Origin of the sequence: Pseudactinotalea sp. Z1739 (assembly GCF_049725055.1) — a bacterium.
Classification (GTDB): domain Bacteria; phylum Actinomycetota; class Actinomycetes; order Actinomycetales; family Beutenbergiaceae; genus CALKWS01.
Map to the genome: position 1 here is coordinate 72,740 of NZ_JBMPQA010000006.1, position 16,548 is coordinate 89,287.

The 16,548-nt window shown below is 69.6% G+C and carries 16 protein-coding genes; 11 read left to right on the forward strand and 5 right to left on the reverse strand.

Annotated elements, in window-relative coordinates:
• Window positions 1-23: 23 nt before the first annotated feature.
• Both ACO0LV_RS09595 and ACO0LV_RS09600 read right to left on the reverse strand, forming a co-directional pair.
• Window positions 24-1,208: an amidohydrolase gene (locus tag ACO0LV_RS09595; protein WP_424787670.1), complete on the reverse strand. Its 1,185-nt coding sequence runs from the start codon at window positions 1,206-1,208 to the stop codon at window positions 24-26.
• A gap of 30 nt (window positions 1,209-1,238) precedes the next feature.
• Window positions 1,239-1,601, reverse strand: a complete 363-nt coding sequence (locus ACO0LV_RS09600) for a DUF4342 domain-containing protein (RefSeq protein ID WP_424787671.1) — start codon at window positions 1,599-1,601, stop codon at window positions 1,239-1,241.
• Between the two features lie 257 nt (window positions 1,602-1,858).
• Here ACO0LV_RS09600 and ACO0LV_RS09605 point away from each other — a divergent pair, with 257 nt between their 5' ends.
• Entirely contained in the window at window positions 1,859-2,917 is a 1,059-nt protein-coding gene (locus ACO0LV_RS09605) for a DNA glycosylase AlkZ-like family protein (protein WP_424787672.1), read from the forward strand.
• A 23-nt stretch (window positions 2,918-2,940) separates the two neighbouring features.
• Here the strand turns inward: ACO0LV_RS09605 and ACO0LV_RS09610 are convergent, their stop codons facing one another.
• The 3 genes from ACO0LV_RS09610 to ACO0LV_RS09620 form a co-directional block, all read right to left on the reverse strand.
• Complete coding sequence (locus tag ACO0LV_RS09610; RefSeq protein ID WP_424787673.1) at window positions 2,941-3,444, reverse strand: CinA family protein; 504 nt, start codon at window positions 3,442-3,444, stop codon at window positions 2,941-2,943.
• A gap of 128 nt (window positions 3,445-3,572) precedes the next feature.
• Window positions 3,573-3,791: a hypothetical protein gene (locus ACO0LV_RS09615; RefSeq protein WP_424787674.1), complete on the reverse strand. Its 219-nt coding sequence runs from the start codon at window positions 3,789-3,791 to the stop codon at window positions 3,573-3,575.
• A 43-nt stretch (window positions 3,792-3,834) separates the two neighbouring features.
• Window positions 3,835-4,449 carry a DUF664 domain-containing protein gene (locus ACO0LV_RS09620; protein WP_424787675.1) on the reverse strand — a complete coding sequence of 205 codons (615 nt, stop codon included), beginning with the start codon at window positions 4,447-4,449 and terminating at the stop codon, window positions 3,835-3,837.
• 300 nt (window positions 4,450-4,749) lie between these two features.
• Between ACO0LV_RS09620 and ACO0LV_RS09625 the strand changes: the two genes are divergently transcribed.
• The 10 genes from ACO0LV_RS09625 to ACO0LV_RS09670 all read left to right on the forward strand — a co-directional run bounded on the left by ACO0LV_RS09625 (window position 4,750) and on the right by ACO0LV_RS09670 (window position 16,534).
• Window positions 4,750-5,571, forward strand: a complete 822-nt coding sequence (locus ACO0LV_RS09625; protein WP_424787800.1) for a DUF4397 domain-containing protein — start codon at window positions 4,750-4,752, stop codon at window positions 5,569-5,571.
• A 36-nt stretch (window positions 5,572-5,607) separates the two neighbouring features.
• The gene (locus ACO0LV_RS09630; RefSeq protein WP_424787676.1) at window positions 5,608-6,336 is read left to right on the forward strand and encodes a class F sortase; all 729 of its coding nucleotides are present in this window, start codon (window positions 5,608-5,610) and stop codon (window positions 6,334-6,336) included.
• Between the two features lie 55 nt (window positions 6,337-6,391).
• Window positions 6,392-6,964, forward strand: a complete 573-nt coding sequence (locus ACO0LV_RS09635; RefSeq protein WP_424787677.1) for an RNA polymerase sigma factor — start codon at window positions 6,392-6,394, stop codon at window positions 6,962-6,964.
• Complete coding sequence (locus tag ACO0LV_RS09640; RefSeq protein WP_424787678.1) at window positions 6,951-7,706, forward strand: anti-sigma factor; 756 nt, start codon at window positions 6,951-6,953, stop codon at window positions 7,704-7,706. Before ACO0LV_RS09635 ends, ACO0LV_RS09640 begins: the two co-directional genes overlap by 14 nt.
• Before the next feature lie 310 nt (window positions 7,707-8,016).
• The gene (locus tag ACO0LV_RS09645) at window positions 8,017-9,336 is read left to right on the forward strand and encodes a short-chain fatty acid transporter (protein ID WP_424787801.1); all 1,320 of its coding nucleotides are present in this window, start codon (window positions 8,017-8,019) and stop codon (window positions 9,334-9,336) included.
• A gap of 161 nt (window positions 9,337-9,497) precedes the next feature.
• Complete coding sequence (locus tag ACO0LV_RS09650; protein WP_424787679.1) at window positions 9,498-10,955, forward strand: fumarylacetoacetate hydrolase family protein; 1,458 nt, start codon at window positions 9,498-9,500, stop codon at window positions 10,953-10,955.
• A gap of 17 nt (window positions 10,956-10,972) precedes the next feature.
• Window positions 10,973-11,902, forward strand: coding sequence for a 4-hydroxy-tetrahydrodipicolinate synthase (gene dapA / locus ACO0LV_RS09655; protein WP_424787680.1), 930 nt, complete (start codon window positions 10,973-10,975; stop codon window positions 11,900-11,902).
• Between the two features lie 88 nt (window positions 11,903-11,990).
• Window positions 11,991-13,496, forward strand: coding sequence for a 5-carboxymethyl-2-hydroxymuconate semialdehyde dehydrogenase (gene hpaE / locus ACO0LV_RS09660; RefSeq protein ID WP_424787802.1), 1,506 nt, complete (start codon window positions 11,991-11,993; stop codon window positions 13,494-13,496).
• 27 nt (window positions 13,497-13,523) lie between these two features.
• A complete protein-coding gene (gene hpaD / locus ACO0LV_RS09665) occupies window positions 13,524-14,606 on the forward strand; it encodes a 3,4-dihydroxyphenylacetate 2,3-dioxygenase (protein ID WP_424787681.1) in 1,083 nt (360 codons plus the stop codon).
• 38 nt (window positions 14,607-14,644) lie between these two features.
• Window positions 14,645-16,534, forward strand: a complete 1,890-nt coding sequence (locus ACO0LV_RS09670) for an FAD-binding monooxygenase (RefSeq protein ID WP_424787682.1) — start codon at window positions 14,645-14,647, stop codon at window positions 16,532-16,534.
• Window positions 16,535-16,548 lie beyond the last annotated feature (14 nt).

Here is a 16,548-nt window from a genome sequence, read left to right on the forward strand (position 1 = left end):
GCGGACACCTGAGGGGCTAAAGGCTACGAACTGGAGGGCGCGTTGGCTTCGTCGGCGGAGTAGGAGTAGACCTCCTGGCCCTTGATGAACACCCGCTGTGCGCGCTGCATGACATCGAGCGGGTCTCCGCTCCACAGCACGATGTCACCGTACTTGCCCTTGGCCAGGGATCCGACCTTGTCGTCGATGCCGATGACCTTGGCCGGGTTCAGTGTGATCGCGCGCAGCGCCGTGTCGCGGTCCAGGCCTTCCTTCACCGCGAGCGTGGCCTGGTGCACGAGGAAGTTGATCGGGACGACCGGGTGGTCGGTGATGATGGAGATCGTCACTCCGGCCCGGGCTAGTTTGGCGGGGTTGGCCAGGCTGCGCTCGCGCAACTCCACCTTCGACCTGCTGGTGAACAGCGGCCCGATGAGCACCGGCACACCCCGCTGCGCGATCTGCTTGGCCACCAGGTGTGCTTCGGTGCCATGGTCCAGGACCAGTTCGTACCCGAACTCCTCAGCCACCCGCAGTGCGGTGGCGATGTCGTCAGCGCGGTGGGCGTGCTGGCGCCACGGGATCTCCCCGGCCAGCACCGAGGCGACCGCCTCGTGGGTGAGGTTGCGTGCATCGAAGTCACCCTTGGCCGCTTTGCGCTTGGCCACGTAGTTCTGCGCCTCGACGAACGCCTGCCGCAACACCGCGGCGGTGCCCAGCCGGGTCGAGGGCATGGTCTTCTTGTCCCCGTACACCCGCTTCGGGTTCTCACCCAGCGCCGACTTCAGTCCGGCGGGAGAGCGCAGCACCATCTCATCGACCACATCCCCGTGGGTGTGGATCGCTACGCACAAGCCGCCGACGACGTTGCCCGAGCCGGGATTGACGCACACCGCGGTGACGCCGCCGGCCAGGGCGTCGGCGAAGCCCGTCTCCTTGGGGTTGATGGCATCCAGTGCCCGGACCTGGGCGGTGACCGGGTCGGTCATCTCGTTGACGTCGCTACCGGCCCAGCCCTCGGCCTCCTCGTGCGTACCCAGGTGCGTGTGGGCATCGACGAAACCGGGCAGCACCCACTGTCCGGTCGCATCGACCACCTCGGCGCCCCGCGGGACCTTCGCCTTCGGCCCGATCGCGCTGATCACCCCGTCGGTGACCATCACCGTGCCATCGAAGGGCTCAGCGTCAATAGGCAGGACATGTCCGCCGGTGAAAGCAATCGTCGTCATGCTCCCACCCTGCCATGGTCCGTGCAGCGGCTACTGCTCCAGGACGGGCGGCCCGTTGCCTGCCGTCGAGTCTTCGTTGCCGCCCGCGTCGTCGTCAGGGTCTTCTCTTTCGACACCGATCGTCGCGGAGGTCAGTAGCGCCGCAATGGCCCCGACCGCCACCAGAATGGGCGCGAACGCCGCGGTCACGGCGGTGATGGCCACGCCTACCGTCAGAGGGATCTCCAGCAGGGTGCGCCCCTCGGGGTTCTTGATGAACACCCGCCGGACGTTGCCTTCGGCGACGAGTTTCTTCACCTGGTCGAGAAGTTCGTTCCCGGAGACGGTGAACTCCTCGTACCAGGTCTTCTTGGCCTTGGCCGAGTCGTCCTTGGATTCGTGTGTGTCAGCCATGTGTGGTCTCCTCCTGAGGTGAGCGGTGGTCCGGTGGCCGTATTCGGCTCGTCCCCTCTCCGTCGTCGTCATTGTCCTGCATCGGCACCCGCACGTATAGTGGATAACCCCCGGGTGCGACGACGGCCGGGGTGCGAGGATGGGCCCATGGCAACGAGGCTGGGGGAGAGTCCCTGTGGCATGGTCTTCGGCTGCCGGGTGGGCATCCATGAAGCGTGTCGTTCCGCCGGATCCGAGATGGCGGTAGCGCGGTGCGGGTGACCTGGGCGCAGGCGTTGGCCTGGCGAATGGCTCGGCAGCTGCTCGCGCCGGCGGGTCGGCTTCGGGCCGACGAGGTCGTGGGCCGTTTGGGTGCCATCCCGGCCTGGTCCGGTAACCCTGGGTACGCGGTGCGGGTGCGCCAGACCGAACCGGAACCGGACGAACTCGATCGGGTCCTCGCCCAGGGCCGTGTGGTCAAGGTGTTCGCGTTCCGAGGCGGCACCTACCTGATGACCCCCGCGAGCGCGGCCGTCTACCTGGCGCTGCGATCCGCGAGCCGGATGTGGGAGCGCCGGAGCTGGCGCGACCACTACCGGGTGGAGCCGGGGGAGTGGCCGGCGCTTCGGGCAGCGGTCCGCGAGGCCCTGGCTGATGGGCCGCTGACACCGGATGAAGTCGCCGCGGAGGTCACCACGAGCGCTAGGTTCGCCCACCTCGGACCGGCACTCTCGGCCGCGAACACCTTCCTCAAGCCCTTCTTCTGGCAGGGCGACGTGTGTTTCGGCCCCACCAGGAACGGACAGGCCACCCTCCAGGCGCTCGCACAGAACCGGTACTGGCCGGGTCTGCCGGAACTGCAGGAGGCGGGAAGGCAGGCGGTCCTCGCCTACCTGTCCGCCTACGGCCCGACGACGCCCGAGCGGGTGCACTACTGGCTCGGGGAGGGGCTTGGCACCGGCCGTCAGCGCATCGCAGGGTGGCTCGCCGGCTTGGGTGAGCAACTCACCGAGATCGAGGTGGAGGGTGAGCCCGCGCTGGTGCACACCGACCACGTGGAGGACCTGATGGCCGCCAGCCCTACCGGTGCGGTGCGCTTCCTCACCGGTCACGACCAGTGGGTGCTCGGCACTGGCACAGCCGACGTCCACGTGGTCCCGCCCGAACACCGGCCCGCCGTCAGCCGCGGAGCGAACCTGGTGATCACCGGTGGTGTGGTCTGCGGGACCTGGCGGCTCGCCGGTGATGGGCCCGCGGTGTCCTGGTTCGACGGGGCGGACCGATCACCCCCGGAACTGGCCGAACAGTCGCTGCGGGTGCGGGAACTCCTCGGCTAGACCCCGGGCGGTGGGCGGCGCCGTTATTGGGCCTTGGTCCCGACATCGGTGATCCCCTGGCCGAGCAGTTCCAGGGCCCTGCGGGTGGTGGCGTCCAGGATCTCCTCGGCGTCGCCGTCGAAGTGATGCTGCTCGCAGGTGGTGCCCTCCGGGGTGTGTACGGCGATGAACACCGTCCCGACCGGCTCACCCTCCTGCTCGTCGGGCCCGCCGACACCGGTCACGCCCACGGCACAGTCTGCCCCCAGCCGCTGCGCCGCCCCCTCGGCCATCGCGGTGGCGCACTGCTCGGAGATCACCGGGCCGGGCGGGACGCCCAGAGCACGCTGCTTCGCCTCGACCGTGTAGGCGACCACACCACCGGCGAACCAGTCACCGGCATCGGGTGCGGCGCCCAGGTGGACGGCCACTTGTCCGCTGGTCAGGGACTCGGCGGTGGCAACGAGCGCGCCGCGGGCATGGGCTGCCTTGCCGACGCGCGCAGCGAGTTCCTCGAAGTCGGCTCGAAGTTGTTCAGAGGCGGACATGGACGCATCCTCGCAGGGGATCGTGCCTGCGGCATCTGCATCACTGCGCCGGGGCGGCCCGTTCTGGTGCGCCCGCCCGGCGGAGGCGATGGCGTCTGATGACGGGGGTGCCCGGCCCGCCGGCGCGGTCAGGTTGCGCGGTAGTCCAGACCCTCGGCCGCCAGGGCCTCGCCAAGGATGGCGATCGCCTTGGGACCCACGCCGTGGATGGCCAGCAGTTCCTTCCGGGAGTGCTGAGCCACCCGTGCCAGGCTCGTGATGCCGTTGCCCGCGAGTTCGCGGGCAGCGGTCTTGCCGATCGCGTCCGGTAGGTCCCCCACCGGTCGGATATCGGGTGTGTCAGCCATCGCGACTCCTTCCCTGCCGGCCGTTTCCAGGCCGGCCGTCGATTCACTTGCCAGGAGGAACTCCGACCGGTGAGTTCCCGCTCACGGCGCTCCAACCCTGTGGCGGGTCCTCGCCGACCCGACCGTCGACGGCCTCCCGGAGGAGATCCGCGTGGCCGGTGTGCCGCCCGTACTCCTCCACCAGGTCGTACAGCAGCCGGCGCAGGCTCACCTCCAACCCCTCGTCGGCGCCCAGGGCAACCCGCTGGTCCAGGCCCTGTTGCTCCAGAGCGGCCTGCAGGCGCTGGTCGGATCGGCGTACCGCCACGTCCCACACGCCGTACAACTCCGCGGGCTCCATCCCATCGGTGCTGAACATGTAGTCGTGCGGACTTCCGTCGAAGTCGACCATGCCGGCCCACGGCGGCCCGTAGGCCGCACCGGACAGGGCCATCCCGAACTTCTCATCCTCGGCACACGCCAGATGTTTGAGCAGATTACCCAGGGTCAGCGCGGAGGCGCCCACAGTGCGGGACAGGCCCTCGGCGTCCAGGTCGTCGGTCTTCCAGCGGAAGGTGGTGCGCAGCCGGTTCAGGGCACCGAGCAGGTGCTCCACCTCCGAGCCGGCCAGCGGCGGTTCCCACGGCGCCTGCGCCGCTGCCTCGGTTGCCTCAGCCATGCACGCACTCCCATCTCTGGTGCGGCAGCCGTCTCTGGTGCGTCCGCCGTCTCTGGTGCGTCCGCCGCACCCGATGTGGCCCGGCCAGCCGCCTGGTGGTGTCCACATTGTGCCGTTCGGAAGGATCCGGCGGTAGATCTTCGGGTGGTAGATCCGAGCGGTACCTCATGAGGCACTGACCGAACTCATCGGAAAAACTTCGGCCGAGGTGCATCCAAACGGGGGTCATCGCCAGAAAGTACCGGTGCGAACACCCACCGGCCCACCCGGGCCACATCCGATGGAGGAAACATCATGCACATGCGTCGCACCGCGCTGGCCGGATTGGCCGGCCTCACGGCAGTCACACTCGCCGCGGCACCCGCTTTCGCCGACACCACCGAACCCGGCGCCGCACTCTCGGTTCTGCACGGTGTGCCGGACATGGTCGTCGACGTCTACGTCGATGGTGAACTCACCCTGGACGACTTCGAACCCGGTGACCTCGCCGGCCCGCTCGAACTGCCTGCCGGCACCTACTCGGTGGCGATCACCGCGGCAGACGCCGACGACGACAGTGAGCCGGCCCTCGGGCCGGTGGACCTGAGTCTGGACGGTGGGATGAACTACACCGCGGTGGCCCACCTGGACGCCGACGGTGGGCCGACCGCCGCCCTGTTCACCAACGACACCTCTGAAACGGCGGCAGGCGAAGGGCGCCTGACAGTGCGGCACACCGCAGCCGCTCCGGCCGTCGACATCCTGGCCGGAGACGAGGCTGTCATCACCGACCTGGCCAACCCCGACGAGGCCAGCCTCGATCTGCCCGCCGGGACCGTGCCGGCGGCAGTGGCCGCAGCCGGCACCACCGACCCGGTGCTGGGCCCGGCCGACGTCACGGTCGGTGAGGGGTCACTCACGATCGTCTATGCGTGGGGCAGCCTGGAAGAGGGCACTCTCGACCAGGCGGTCCAGACGGTCGATGGACTGCACTCGGCCCCGGGTGGTGTCCCCACCGGTCAGATCCCGGTCGAGGAAGCGGGCATGGCGCCGCTGGCTTGGGTCGTGATCACCCTCGGTGCGGGCCTCCTGGCCATCCTCGGATTGCGCGGCCGCAGCCAGGGCGCACACGCAACCAACTGACGAGCAAGCCCAGACGGGGCGGGAGTAGGAGTCCGAATGTTCAGGACGAGGTCATTGTCCCTCGGGATCCTGCTCTTGGCCGGAATCCTCGGTGGCTGCGCGACCCCCGACGCGCAGCCACCGAGCCGGTCTGCCTCGACCGACGCCGCGGCGGCACGGCCGGGCTCCGCCGCGATCTCGCCGGGGGCGCCCGAGCAGGGGCGCACCGAAGCCACCGCACCCGGGTCGCAGGTCGTCCCCGGTGAGCTCGAATCACCCGCGGTCGAGGTCGACGTCCGCACCGCCAGGCTCGAGGCTGCCGGCCCCGAGGCCAGGACCCCACCGGTGCGATTGGAGTACGCCGAGCGGGACATCACCCTCGACATCGACCCGGTCGGGGTTGCCGCGGACGGCCAGATGGAGATCCCTGACGACGCCAACAGGGCCGGGTGGTACCGCTTCGGGCCCGGACTGGGCGACGCGAACGGATCCATTGTCGTTGCTGCACACAACGGTTCCTTCACCACCGGCGTCGGTCCGTTCCATTACCTTCGCCAAGCCCAGCCAGGTGATTCGATCGACCTCATCGGCCCGGATGGGACGGAGGTGACCTATGACGTCGTCACCGTCACCAGCGAAGCCAAGGAGACCATCGACCTGGCCGACCACTTCCGGCGCGATGGGCAGCCCCGGCTGGTGCTCATCACCTGTGGCGGGCAGTGGGATGAGGCGCGCGGTAGTTACACCGACAACATCGTCGTCACTGCTAGCCTGCGACAAGGATGATCGAATCCCCGGTTGGCCCAACCATGGAGCCACGATCGCGCCGGATGGGCGGACGATGAGCGACGAGGCAGGGCAGGCTCGGGAGTCAGCCCTGGAGCGTGCCTTCGTCGCCGAGGACGACGGCGTCATGCGTGCGGTCTATCAACGGTGGTCGCCGCTGATCTACACGATCGCGTTACGAGCCCTGGGCTCGGTCGCTGACGCCGAGGACGTCACCCAGCAGGTGTTCGTGGCCGCATGGCAGGGTCGGACCAGGTACGACCCGACCCGGGCTCGCTTGCATTCCTGGCTGGTTGCCATCGCGCGGAACAAGATCGTCGACGTCTATCAGCGCCGGACCCGGGACGGCCGCGCGCAGGACGCGGCCGAGGTCGTCGCCCGCCGGCCGGGCGGGGCCGGGGCCGGAGCCGATCCGGTCGTCGTCATCGACCGGGTGGTGATCGCCGAGGAACTGCGCCGTCTGGGTGAACCTCCGGGCACGATCATGCGGCTTGCCTTCTTCGAGGATCTGACCCACTCCCAGATCGCTGGGCGGCTCGACCTGCCACTCGGAACGGTCAAGTCCCACATCAAACGTAGTCTGCAACGTATGCGGGATCGGCTGGAGGTGACCGATGGAGCATCCTGACGATGGCACGTTGGCCCTCCTCGCTCTCGGGGAGCAGCAGGGCGTCACGCGCGCACAGAGCCGCCACGTCGCCGAGTGCACGACGTGCCGGAAGGAACTCGAGGCGCTGCGACGCGTGGTGAGCGCAGGACGGGCCGGCGTCGGGGAGTCCGGCCTGGAGCGCCCGGGCGAGCACGTCTGGTCCCGGATCAGCGCCGAACTCCTCGGGCCGCCAGCCTCCGGACCGGCCGGTGCGCCCGAGGTGTCTGCGGTCGCGCCCGAGGTCTCTGCCGAGCCCGTGCGCGCGCCCGTTCCGCAACTGGCACGGCGCTCGTCCCGGACCTGGCGCACGGCGTGGGTGGCTGCGGCGGCCTTCCTGCTGGGCGTCGGCGCCACCGTGGTGGCTGACCAACTGCGCACGCCCCCGGCGCCCGAGGTGCTCGCCACGGCCGAGTTGGCGCCCCTTCCTGAGTGGAGCGAGGCCGACGCCGGCGCCGCCGCGCTGCACGAGGTCGACGGTGCCCGGGTGTTGAACGTCGAACTCGACCCCGGCCTGGGCGAGGGGTACCGCGAGGTGTGGCTCATCGACAGCGATCTGGAGCGGCTGATCAGCCTCGGCGTCCTCGTCGGATCCGAGGGAGTCTTCGACGTTCCCGACAACCTCGATATGGGCGAGTTCCTGATCGTGGACGTCTCCGACGAGCCCTACGACGGCGACCCTGCCCATAGCGGAAACAGCATCGTGCGCGGCGAACTGTCCTAGGTGATCGCGGTGCCCCGCAGTGCCACTCAGCGGTGCCACTCAGCGGTGGCACTCAGCGGTGGCAGCCGGCGGTGGCACGTGGCGGTGGGCCGGACCCAGCCCGAAGTGCCGCCTGCGGGGCGCCTGGATGTGCCACGCTGAGGCCTGGGTGGAATCGTCGCCACCCGCCCCATCTACCCTCCCGGCTTCAGGTCGAGCCGAGAAGCCGGGCGGGGACCATACTCAAGGAGGAGACATGGCAGACCCGAATAGCCAGGGAACGACGAAAGACGAGAAGAAGGCCGACGGCGGTGCGGTGCTGTCGGGCCTGATGCGCCCGTTGAACAGCCTGGTCGAGAGGTTCATCCCCTCGGCCCTGGTCTTTGCGATCGTGCTCACGTTCGTGGTGGTCCTGCTCGCCCTCATCCTGACCGACGCCGGGCCGGTGCAGGTGGTGGAGGAGTGGGGCAACGGACTGGCAGGGCTACTGGCCTTCATGACCCAGATGGCGCTCATCCTGCTGCTCGGGTACATCCTGGCCAACACCGGCCCGGTCCGGAAGATCCTGGTGTGGCTGGCCAAGCGACCCAGGACGGCCATGCAGGGCTACGTGCTGGTCTTCGTGATCGCCGCGCTGGCCTCGCTGATCACCTGGGGCCTGGGCCTGGTGGCCGGTGCTCTGCTCGCCCGCGAGGTCGCCTATGAGTTCCGGCGACGTGACGAACCGATCCACTTCGCCATGCTGGTCGCCTCCGCGTTCTCCGGGTTCGTGGTCTGGCACATGGGCTACTCGGCGTCCGGACCGCTGCTGGCGGCCACGCCGGACTCCTTCGTCGCCGAGCAACTCGGTGAGCCGCTGCCGATCACCGAGACGATCTTCACCCCGTGGAACATCGCCGCGGCCGGTGCCGCGATCATTCTGGTGGCCGTGGCGTTGCTGCTGGTCGCACCACGGCGCAAGGAAGCGATCGTGCCACTGAAGGTCGATGCCCGGGAGAAGGAGGTTGACGTCGCCGAGCAGGTCACCACCCCTGCGGACCGGGTGGACGCCTCTCGTGTGCCCACGCTGCTCACCGGGCTGATGCTGGTGGGCTACCTGGTGATCCACTTCTCCGGTGGGGGCACGTTGACCCTTGACCTCGTCAACTGGAGCTTCCTGGCCCTGATCCTGCTGCTGGTGAAGAACCCCTTCGAACTGATCGCGCTGACCAAGAAGGCCGCCTCCAACGTCGGGGAGATCCTGCTGCAGTTCCCCCTGTACGCAGGGATCATGGGCATCATGGCCGGCACCGGGCTGATCACGGTGATCTCCGACGCCTTGGTGTCCATCTCGAACCAGTACACCTTCGGGCTGCTTGCTTTCGTCGCCGCCGGCACCGTCAACTTCTTCGTGCCCTCGGGCGGTGGGCAGTTCGCGGTCCAGGCGCCGGTGATGCTCGAGGCGGCCGAGAGCCTGTCGGTGGACCCGGCGATCGCGATCATGGCGGTGGCCTACGGCGATCAGTGGACCAACATGATCCAACCGTTCTGGGCCCTGCCCCTGCTGGCCATCGCGGGGCTGAAGATGCGCGACATCCTCAGTTACACCACGATCACCCTGGTGACCACGGGCCTGGTGTTCGGCACCACGTTGGTGCTGATCTCGCTGTAGGCCACGCGTTCGCCCGGAGGCGCAGTGTCATCGGGCGCAGCGGGTGTCCCGTGGTGGCCACTCCCACGCCCGTCCACCTGTTGACACCGGGGGGTGGCGGGGGCAGGATTGGGATCGTATACGATCGTTCGTGGACGTCCTGGGCGAAGGAGCCGGTGCAGATGAGCAACGACCCGATCACCGCCGTCCTCGGGCACCGGCCCGGCAAGGTGATCGCGGTTCACCTCAGTTACGCCTCGCGCGCCGCTCAGCGTGGCCGAACCCCGGCGCATCCGTCCTACTTCCTCAAGACCACCTCCTCGCTGACCGGCTCCGGCCAGGTGATCCGACCGGCGGGCACCGAGCTGCTCGGGTTCGAGGGTGAGATCGCCCTGGTGATCGGCGCCGACGCGCGGGACGTCCCGCCGGAACGGGCCTGGGGTCACGTCGGCTGGGTCACCGCCGCCAACGACCTGGGCCTGCATGACCTGCGGTATGCGGACAAGGGCTCCAACGTGCGCTCCAAGGGCGGAGACGGCTACACCCCGATCGGCCCGCGGCTCCTCGACGCCACCGGGCTCGACCCCGCCCGGCTTGCCATCCGCACCTGGCTGGATGACGAACTCGTCCAGGACGACTCCACCGCCGGCCTGCTGTTCCCCTTCGCTCTGATGATCGCCGATCTGTCCCGCGTCATGACCCTGCACCGCGGCGATGTCATCCTCACCGGCACTCCCGCGGGAGCCTCGGTCGCCGGACCCGGCCAGCACATCGCCGTCGAGGTGTCCTGCCCGGACGATCCGGACCTGAGCACCGGGCGGCTGCACACCGAGGTGATCGAGGGACCCGCCCTGCCCGACTGGGGCCATCCGCCGAAGGTCGACGACGCCCAGCGCGCCGACGCCTGGGGGCGGGAGGCCACCCCTGGCGAACCGCCGTTCGTTCTCACCGAGGATCTGCGCGCCCGCCTGGGAGCGGTCGCCGTGGCCACCCTGTCGGTGCAGATGCGCCGGCGCGGTTACGACACCGTCTCCATCGACGGCGTACGCCCCCTGGTCCCGGGTCGCGGGCTGGTGGGCCGGGCCCGCACGCTGCGCTTCGTGCCCTACCGCAAGGACCTGTTCGCCGACCACGGCGGGGGGTACAACGCCCAGAAACAGGCGATCGACACGATCGGGCCGGGCGAGGTCCTGGTGATGGAGGCCCGCGCCGACCCCTCGGCCGGCACTCTCGGGGACATCCTCGCGCTGCGGGCCCAGGTGCGCGGCGCCGCCGGCATCATCACCGACGGTGCGGTGCGCGATGCGGCCCCCGTCGCCGACCTCGACCTGCCCGTGTACTCCTCCGGGGCCCACCCCGCCGTCCTGGGTCGGCGGCACGTGCCCTGGGAGACCGGCGCGACCATCTCCTGCGGCGGCGCCACCGTGCAGGTCGGGGACGTCGTGGTGGCCGACGACGACGGAGCCCTGGTCATCCCACCCCACCTCGTGGCCGAGGTACTCCGGGACGCCGAGGACCAGGAGGCCGAGGAGACCTTCATCGCCGAGATGGTCGCGGCGGGGGAGTCGGTGCACGGGCTGTACCCGATGAACGAGAAGTGGCGGCAGGCCTTCGACGCCTGGCGCTCCACCCGCGGCTGAGCTCCGAGGAGGACACGATGAAGTTCCGCTCCGACCCCGCCCGTATCACCGGTGCGCTGGCGCCGGTGTTCACCCCGTTCACCGACGAGGGCGAGTTGGACCACGAGTCGCTGCGGCGCATGGTGCGCTGGCAACTGGCCAACGGTTCTCGGGGCGTCTCCATCGGCGGGTCCACCGGCGAACCCTCCTCCCAGAGCCTCGCCGAGCGCGCGGCCGCGATCCGCACCGTGGCCCAGGAGGTGGGTGACGCCGTCCCGTTCCTGCCCGGCACCGGCACGGCGCAGCTGGAGGAGACCCTGGAGCTGACCTCGATCGCCCGGGACGCCGGGGCGGACATGGCGCTGATCATCACCCCCTACTACGCCCGGCCCACCCAGGAGGCGCTCTACGTCTGGTACTCCACGGTGGCCACGGAGTTCCCCGACCTGCCGATCGTGGCGTACAACGTGCCCGTGCGTACCGCGGTGGACCTGGCCCCGGAGACCTTCGCCCGGCTGTTCCGCGACCACGACAACATCGTGGGCATCAAGGAGACCACCAAGGACTTCGAGCACTTCTCCCGCACCATGTACCTGTGCGGCCAGGAGGCGTTGATGTGGTCCGGGATCGAACTGCTGTGCCTGCCGCTGATCCCGCTGGGGGGAACCGGGTTCATCTCCGCGCTGTCCAACATCGCGCCGGCCGCCGTCGCCGAGACCTATGACGCCGCGATCGCGGGGGACTGGGACCGGGCGCGGGCGCTGCACTACGGCGTGCACCCGCTGGTGGACCTGATCTTCGCCGAGACTAATCCCGCCCCGGCCAAGTGGCTGATGGCCCAGCGCGGCCTGATCGGCTCGGACCATGTGCGCCCGCCCCTGGTCGGGCTGAGTGAGCAGGGCCGGCGCCGCGTGACCGAGCTGGCCCGCCAGGGCGAGCAGTACCTGACCCCGGTGGAAGGAACCTGAGGTGACCGCTGAGACGACCGGACCGACTCCGGCGAGCCGGCCCACGCCGTCGCCGGCTCCCGCCCCGCCGCCGGGCACTCCCGAGCGCATCCAGCACTACATCAACGGCGCGTTCCTCGACTCCCGCGGCGGGCAGACCTTCGAGGTGCTCGAACCCACCACGAACGCCGCCTACATCCTGGCCGCCGCCGGACAGGACGCCGACATCGACGCCGCGGTGACCGCCGCCCGGGAGGCGTTCGAGACCGGCCCGTGGCCGCGGATGAGGAACCGGGAACGGGCCCGGATCCTGAACACGATCGCCGACGCCGTCGAGGCCCAGGACAAGGCGCTGGCCACCATGGAGTCCTTCGACACCGGTCTGCCGATCACCCAGGCCCGGGGCCAGGCCCGCCGGGCGGCGGAGAACTTCCGCTTCTTCGCCGACCTGATCGTGGCCGGGACCGATGACGCCTACAAGGTCCCGGGCATGCAGATGAACTACGTGAACCGCTCCCCGGTGGGGGTGGCCGGGCTGATCACCCCGTGGAACACCCCGTTCATGCTCTCCTCCTGGAAACTCGCCCCGGCGCTCGCGGCCGGGTGCACCGTGGTGCTCAAACCCGCGGAGTTCACCCCGCTGTCGGCCTCGCTGTGGGCCGGGATCTTCGAGGAGGCCGGCTTGCCGCCGGGGGTGTTCAACCTGGTCAACGGCATCGGGGAGGTGGCCGGCGACGCGCTGGTGAGGCACCCGGGCGTGGACCTGATCTCCTTCACCGGGGAGACCACCACCGGGCAGACGATCTTCGCCAATGCCGCCCCCACGCTCAAGGGCCTGTCCATGGAACTGGGGGGCAAGTCCCCGGCGCTGGTGTTCGCCGACGCCGATCTGGAGGCCGCACTGGACTCCACCCTGTTCGGGGTGTTCTCCCTGAACGGGGAGCGCTGCACCGCCTCCTCCCGGATCCTGGTGGAGCGGTCGGTGTATCAGGACTTCGTGGCCGCCTACGCCGCGCGCGCAAAGAACATCAAGGTCGGACCGCCGTCGGATCCCGACACCGAGGTCGGTGCGCTGGTGCATCCGGAGCACTACGACCGGGTGCTGGGCTACGTGCGGGCCGGGAGGACCGAGGCGCGCCTGGTCGCCGGCGGGGGGCGCCCCGAGGGACTTGACCAGGGCAACTACCTGGCCCCCACCGTGTTCGCCGACGTGCCGCCCGAGGCGTCGATCTTCCAGGAGGAGATCTTCGGACCCGTGGTGGCGATCACCCCCTTCGACACCGAGGATGAGGCCGTGGCGCTGGCCAACAACGTCAAGTACGGACTGGCCGCCTACATCTGGACCAAGGACGTCACCCGCGCCCACATCCTGGCCGACCGGATCGAGGCCGGGATGATCTGGATCAACTCCCACAACGTGCGCGACCTGCGCTCCCCGTTCGGGGGCATCAAGGTCTCCGGCCTGGGCCAGGAGGGCGGCTACCGGTCGCTGAACTTCTACTCCGAGCACAAGGCCGTGCACGTGACCCTCGGCGCCGTGCACACTGCGCGGTTCGGGGCCACCGGGTATGACGAGCAGGACCCGTTCTTCGCCGCCAAGAGGGACGAGGCCTGAGATGGCGAGCACGCGAAGGAGCCGGTCATGACCCAACCCGGCACGGACAGCCCGACGACGGAACCCGCCCCGCCCGACATCGTGCGGGCGGCGTACATGGAACTGGTGGTGACCGACCTGGCCGCCGCGCGGGAGTTCTACGTGGACATCCTCGGCCTGGTGGTCACCGAGGAGGACGAGACCGCGATCTACCTGCGCACCCTGGAGGAGTTCATCCACCACAACCTGGTGCTCCGGGTCGGCGGCGAGCCGGCGGTCGCCGCGCTGGCCTTCCGGGTGCGCAGCCCACAGGACCTGGACCGGGCCGAGGCCTACTACCGGGACCTGGGTTGCGACGTGCGCCGCAGCGCCGAGGGGTTCGTGCGCGGGATCGGTGCCGCCGTGCGGGTACAGGACCCGCTCGGCTTCCCGTATGAGTTCTTCCACGAGACCGAGCACGTGCCGCGCCTGGTGTGGAACTACGAACGCTACGGCGCCGGCGCGCTGGTGCGCCTGGATCACTTCAACCAGGTCTATCCCGACGTGGCCGCCGGCGCGGCGTACCTGGAGAACCTCGGGTTCAAACGCACCGAGGACATCCGCGACGACGACGGGATCACCTACGCCGCCTGGTTCGCCCGCAAGCACACCGTGCATGACACCGCACTCACCGGCGGGGACGGGCCGCGGATGCACCACATCGCCTTCTCCACCCACGAGAAGCACAACATCCTCTACATCTGCGACAAGCTCGGCGCGCTGCGCCGCTCGGACTGCATCGAGCGCGGCCCCGGCCGGCACGGGGTGTCCAATGCCTTCTACCTCTACCTGCGTGACCCGGACGGGCACCGGGTGGAGATCTACACCCAGGACTACTACACCGGCGACCCCGACAACCCGGTGGTGACCTGGGACGTGCACGACAACCAGCGCCGGGACTGGTGGGGCAACCCCGTGGTGCCGTCCTGGTACACCGAGGCCTCCACCGTGCTGGACCTGGACGGCGACCCGGTACCGCTGCAACAGCGCCAGGAGGCCAAGGAGATGGACGTGACCATCGGCGCCGACGGCTTCTCCTACACCCGCAAGGGCGAGTCCGACCACGGCTTCAAACTCGGCAACCAGGTCTGAACCGGCCGGCGACATCGCGGCTGGCGAGAGGAGTCCCAGTGCAGTTCCACCATCACGGGTACGTCACCACCGACCCACGCATCCAACCGGCGGCCGGGGTCGGCCTGGACCGCCCCGAGGACATCCCCGACGTCTTCGATGTGCTGGTGGTGGGCACCGGGCCGGCCGGAACGATCACGGCGGCCCAACTGTCCCGGTTCCCCAGCGTGCACACCCGGGTCATCGACCGGCGCCCGCACCGGCTGGAGATGGGCCACGCCGACGGCATCCAGGCCCGCAGCGTGGAGACCTTCCAGGCCTTCGGCTTCGCCGGCCGGCTGGCCGAGGAGGCCTACCGGATCACCGAGATGGCGTTCTGGAAGCCGGACCCGCAGAACCCGGAGCACATCGTGCGCACCGCGCGGCCGGCCGATGACCCCACCGGCATCAGCGAGTTCCCGCACCTGCTGGTCAACCAGGCGCGCATCATCGACTACTTCAACGAGTACATGGCGAACTCGCCCACGCGGATGCGGCCCGACTACGGCGTGCAGTTCCTCGGTCTGACCGTGGGCGAGGGCGACTACCCGGTGCAGGTGCGGTTGCGCCACACCGCCGGGCCCCGGCAGGGGCAGGAGCGCACGGTGCGGGTGAAGTACCTGGTGGGCGGCGACGGCGCGCACAGCCGGGTCCGTACCGAGATCGGGTGCACCCACGTGGGTGCCCAGGCGAACCACGCCTGGGGGGTGATGGACGTGCTGGTCACCACCGACTTCCCGGACATCCGGCTGAAGTGCGCGATCCAGTCCCGCTCCGGGGGCAACATCCTGCACATCCCGCGCGAGGGCGGGCACCTGTTCCGGATGTATGTGGATCTGGGTGAGGTCACCCCCGAGCGGGCCGCGACCGTGCGCCGCACGCCGATCACCGACATCATCGCCAAGGCCAACGCGATCCTCACGCCCTACTCGATGGACGTCAAGCACGTGGCCTGGTGGAGCGTGTACGAGGTGGGCCACCGGGTCACCGACAAGTTCGACGACGTACCCGCCGGGGCCGAGTCCGAGCGCCTGCCGCGGGTGTTCATCGCCGGGGACGCCTGCCACACCCACAGCGCCAAGGCCGGGCAGGGCATGAACGTGTCCCTGCAGGACGGGTTCAACCTGGGCTGGAAACTCGGGCACGTGCTGGACGGGCGCAGCCCGGAGTCACTGCTGGCGACCTACTCGGCCGAGCGGCAGGTCGTGGCCCAGAACCTGATCGACTTCGACCGGGAGTGGTCCACCCTGATGGCAAAACCGGCCGATGAGTTCGAGGACCCCTCGGCCCTGGAGGACTTCTACGTCAAGACCTTCGAGTTCCCCGCGGGCTTCATGACCGAGTACGAACCGTCGATGATCACCGGACCGGCCACCCACCAGGGCCTCGCCGAGGGTCTCACCGTGGGCAAGCGGTTCAAGTCCGCGCGGGTGGTGCGGGTCTGCGACGCCAACCCGGTGCACCTGGGGCACCTGGCCGAGGCCGACGGGCGCTGGCGCCTCTATGCCTTCGCCGACGCCGGGGCGGCGGGGGAGGGCTCGGCGCTGAGCCGGTTCGCGCACTGGCTCACCACCGCGCCGGACTCACCCGTGGTGCGGTTCACCCCGGCCGACGGCGACGACGACGCGATCTTCGACGTCAAGGTGATCTACCAGCAGTCCCACTCCGACGTCGACATCAACGCCGTGCCCACGGTCTTCAAACCGACCGTGGGGCCCTTCGATCTGCTCGACTACAACAAGGTGTACGGGGTGATCGAGGGTGAGGACATCTTCGACATCCGCCAGATCGACCGCGGCGGGGCCGTCGTCGTCGTCCGTCCGGACCAATACGTCGCCCACGTGCTCCCGCTGGAGGCGACCGCAGACCTGGCCGACTTCTTCGCCGCCAATCTACGTCCGCCGGCCTGATCTCCTGACTTCGC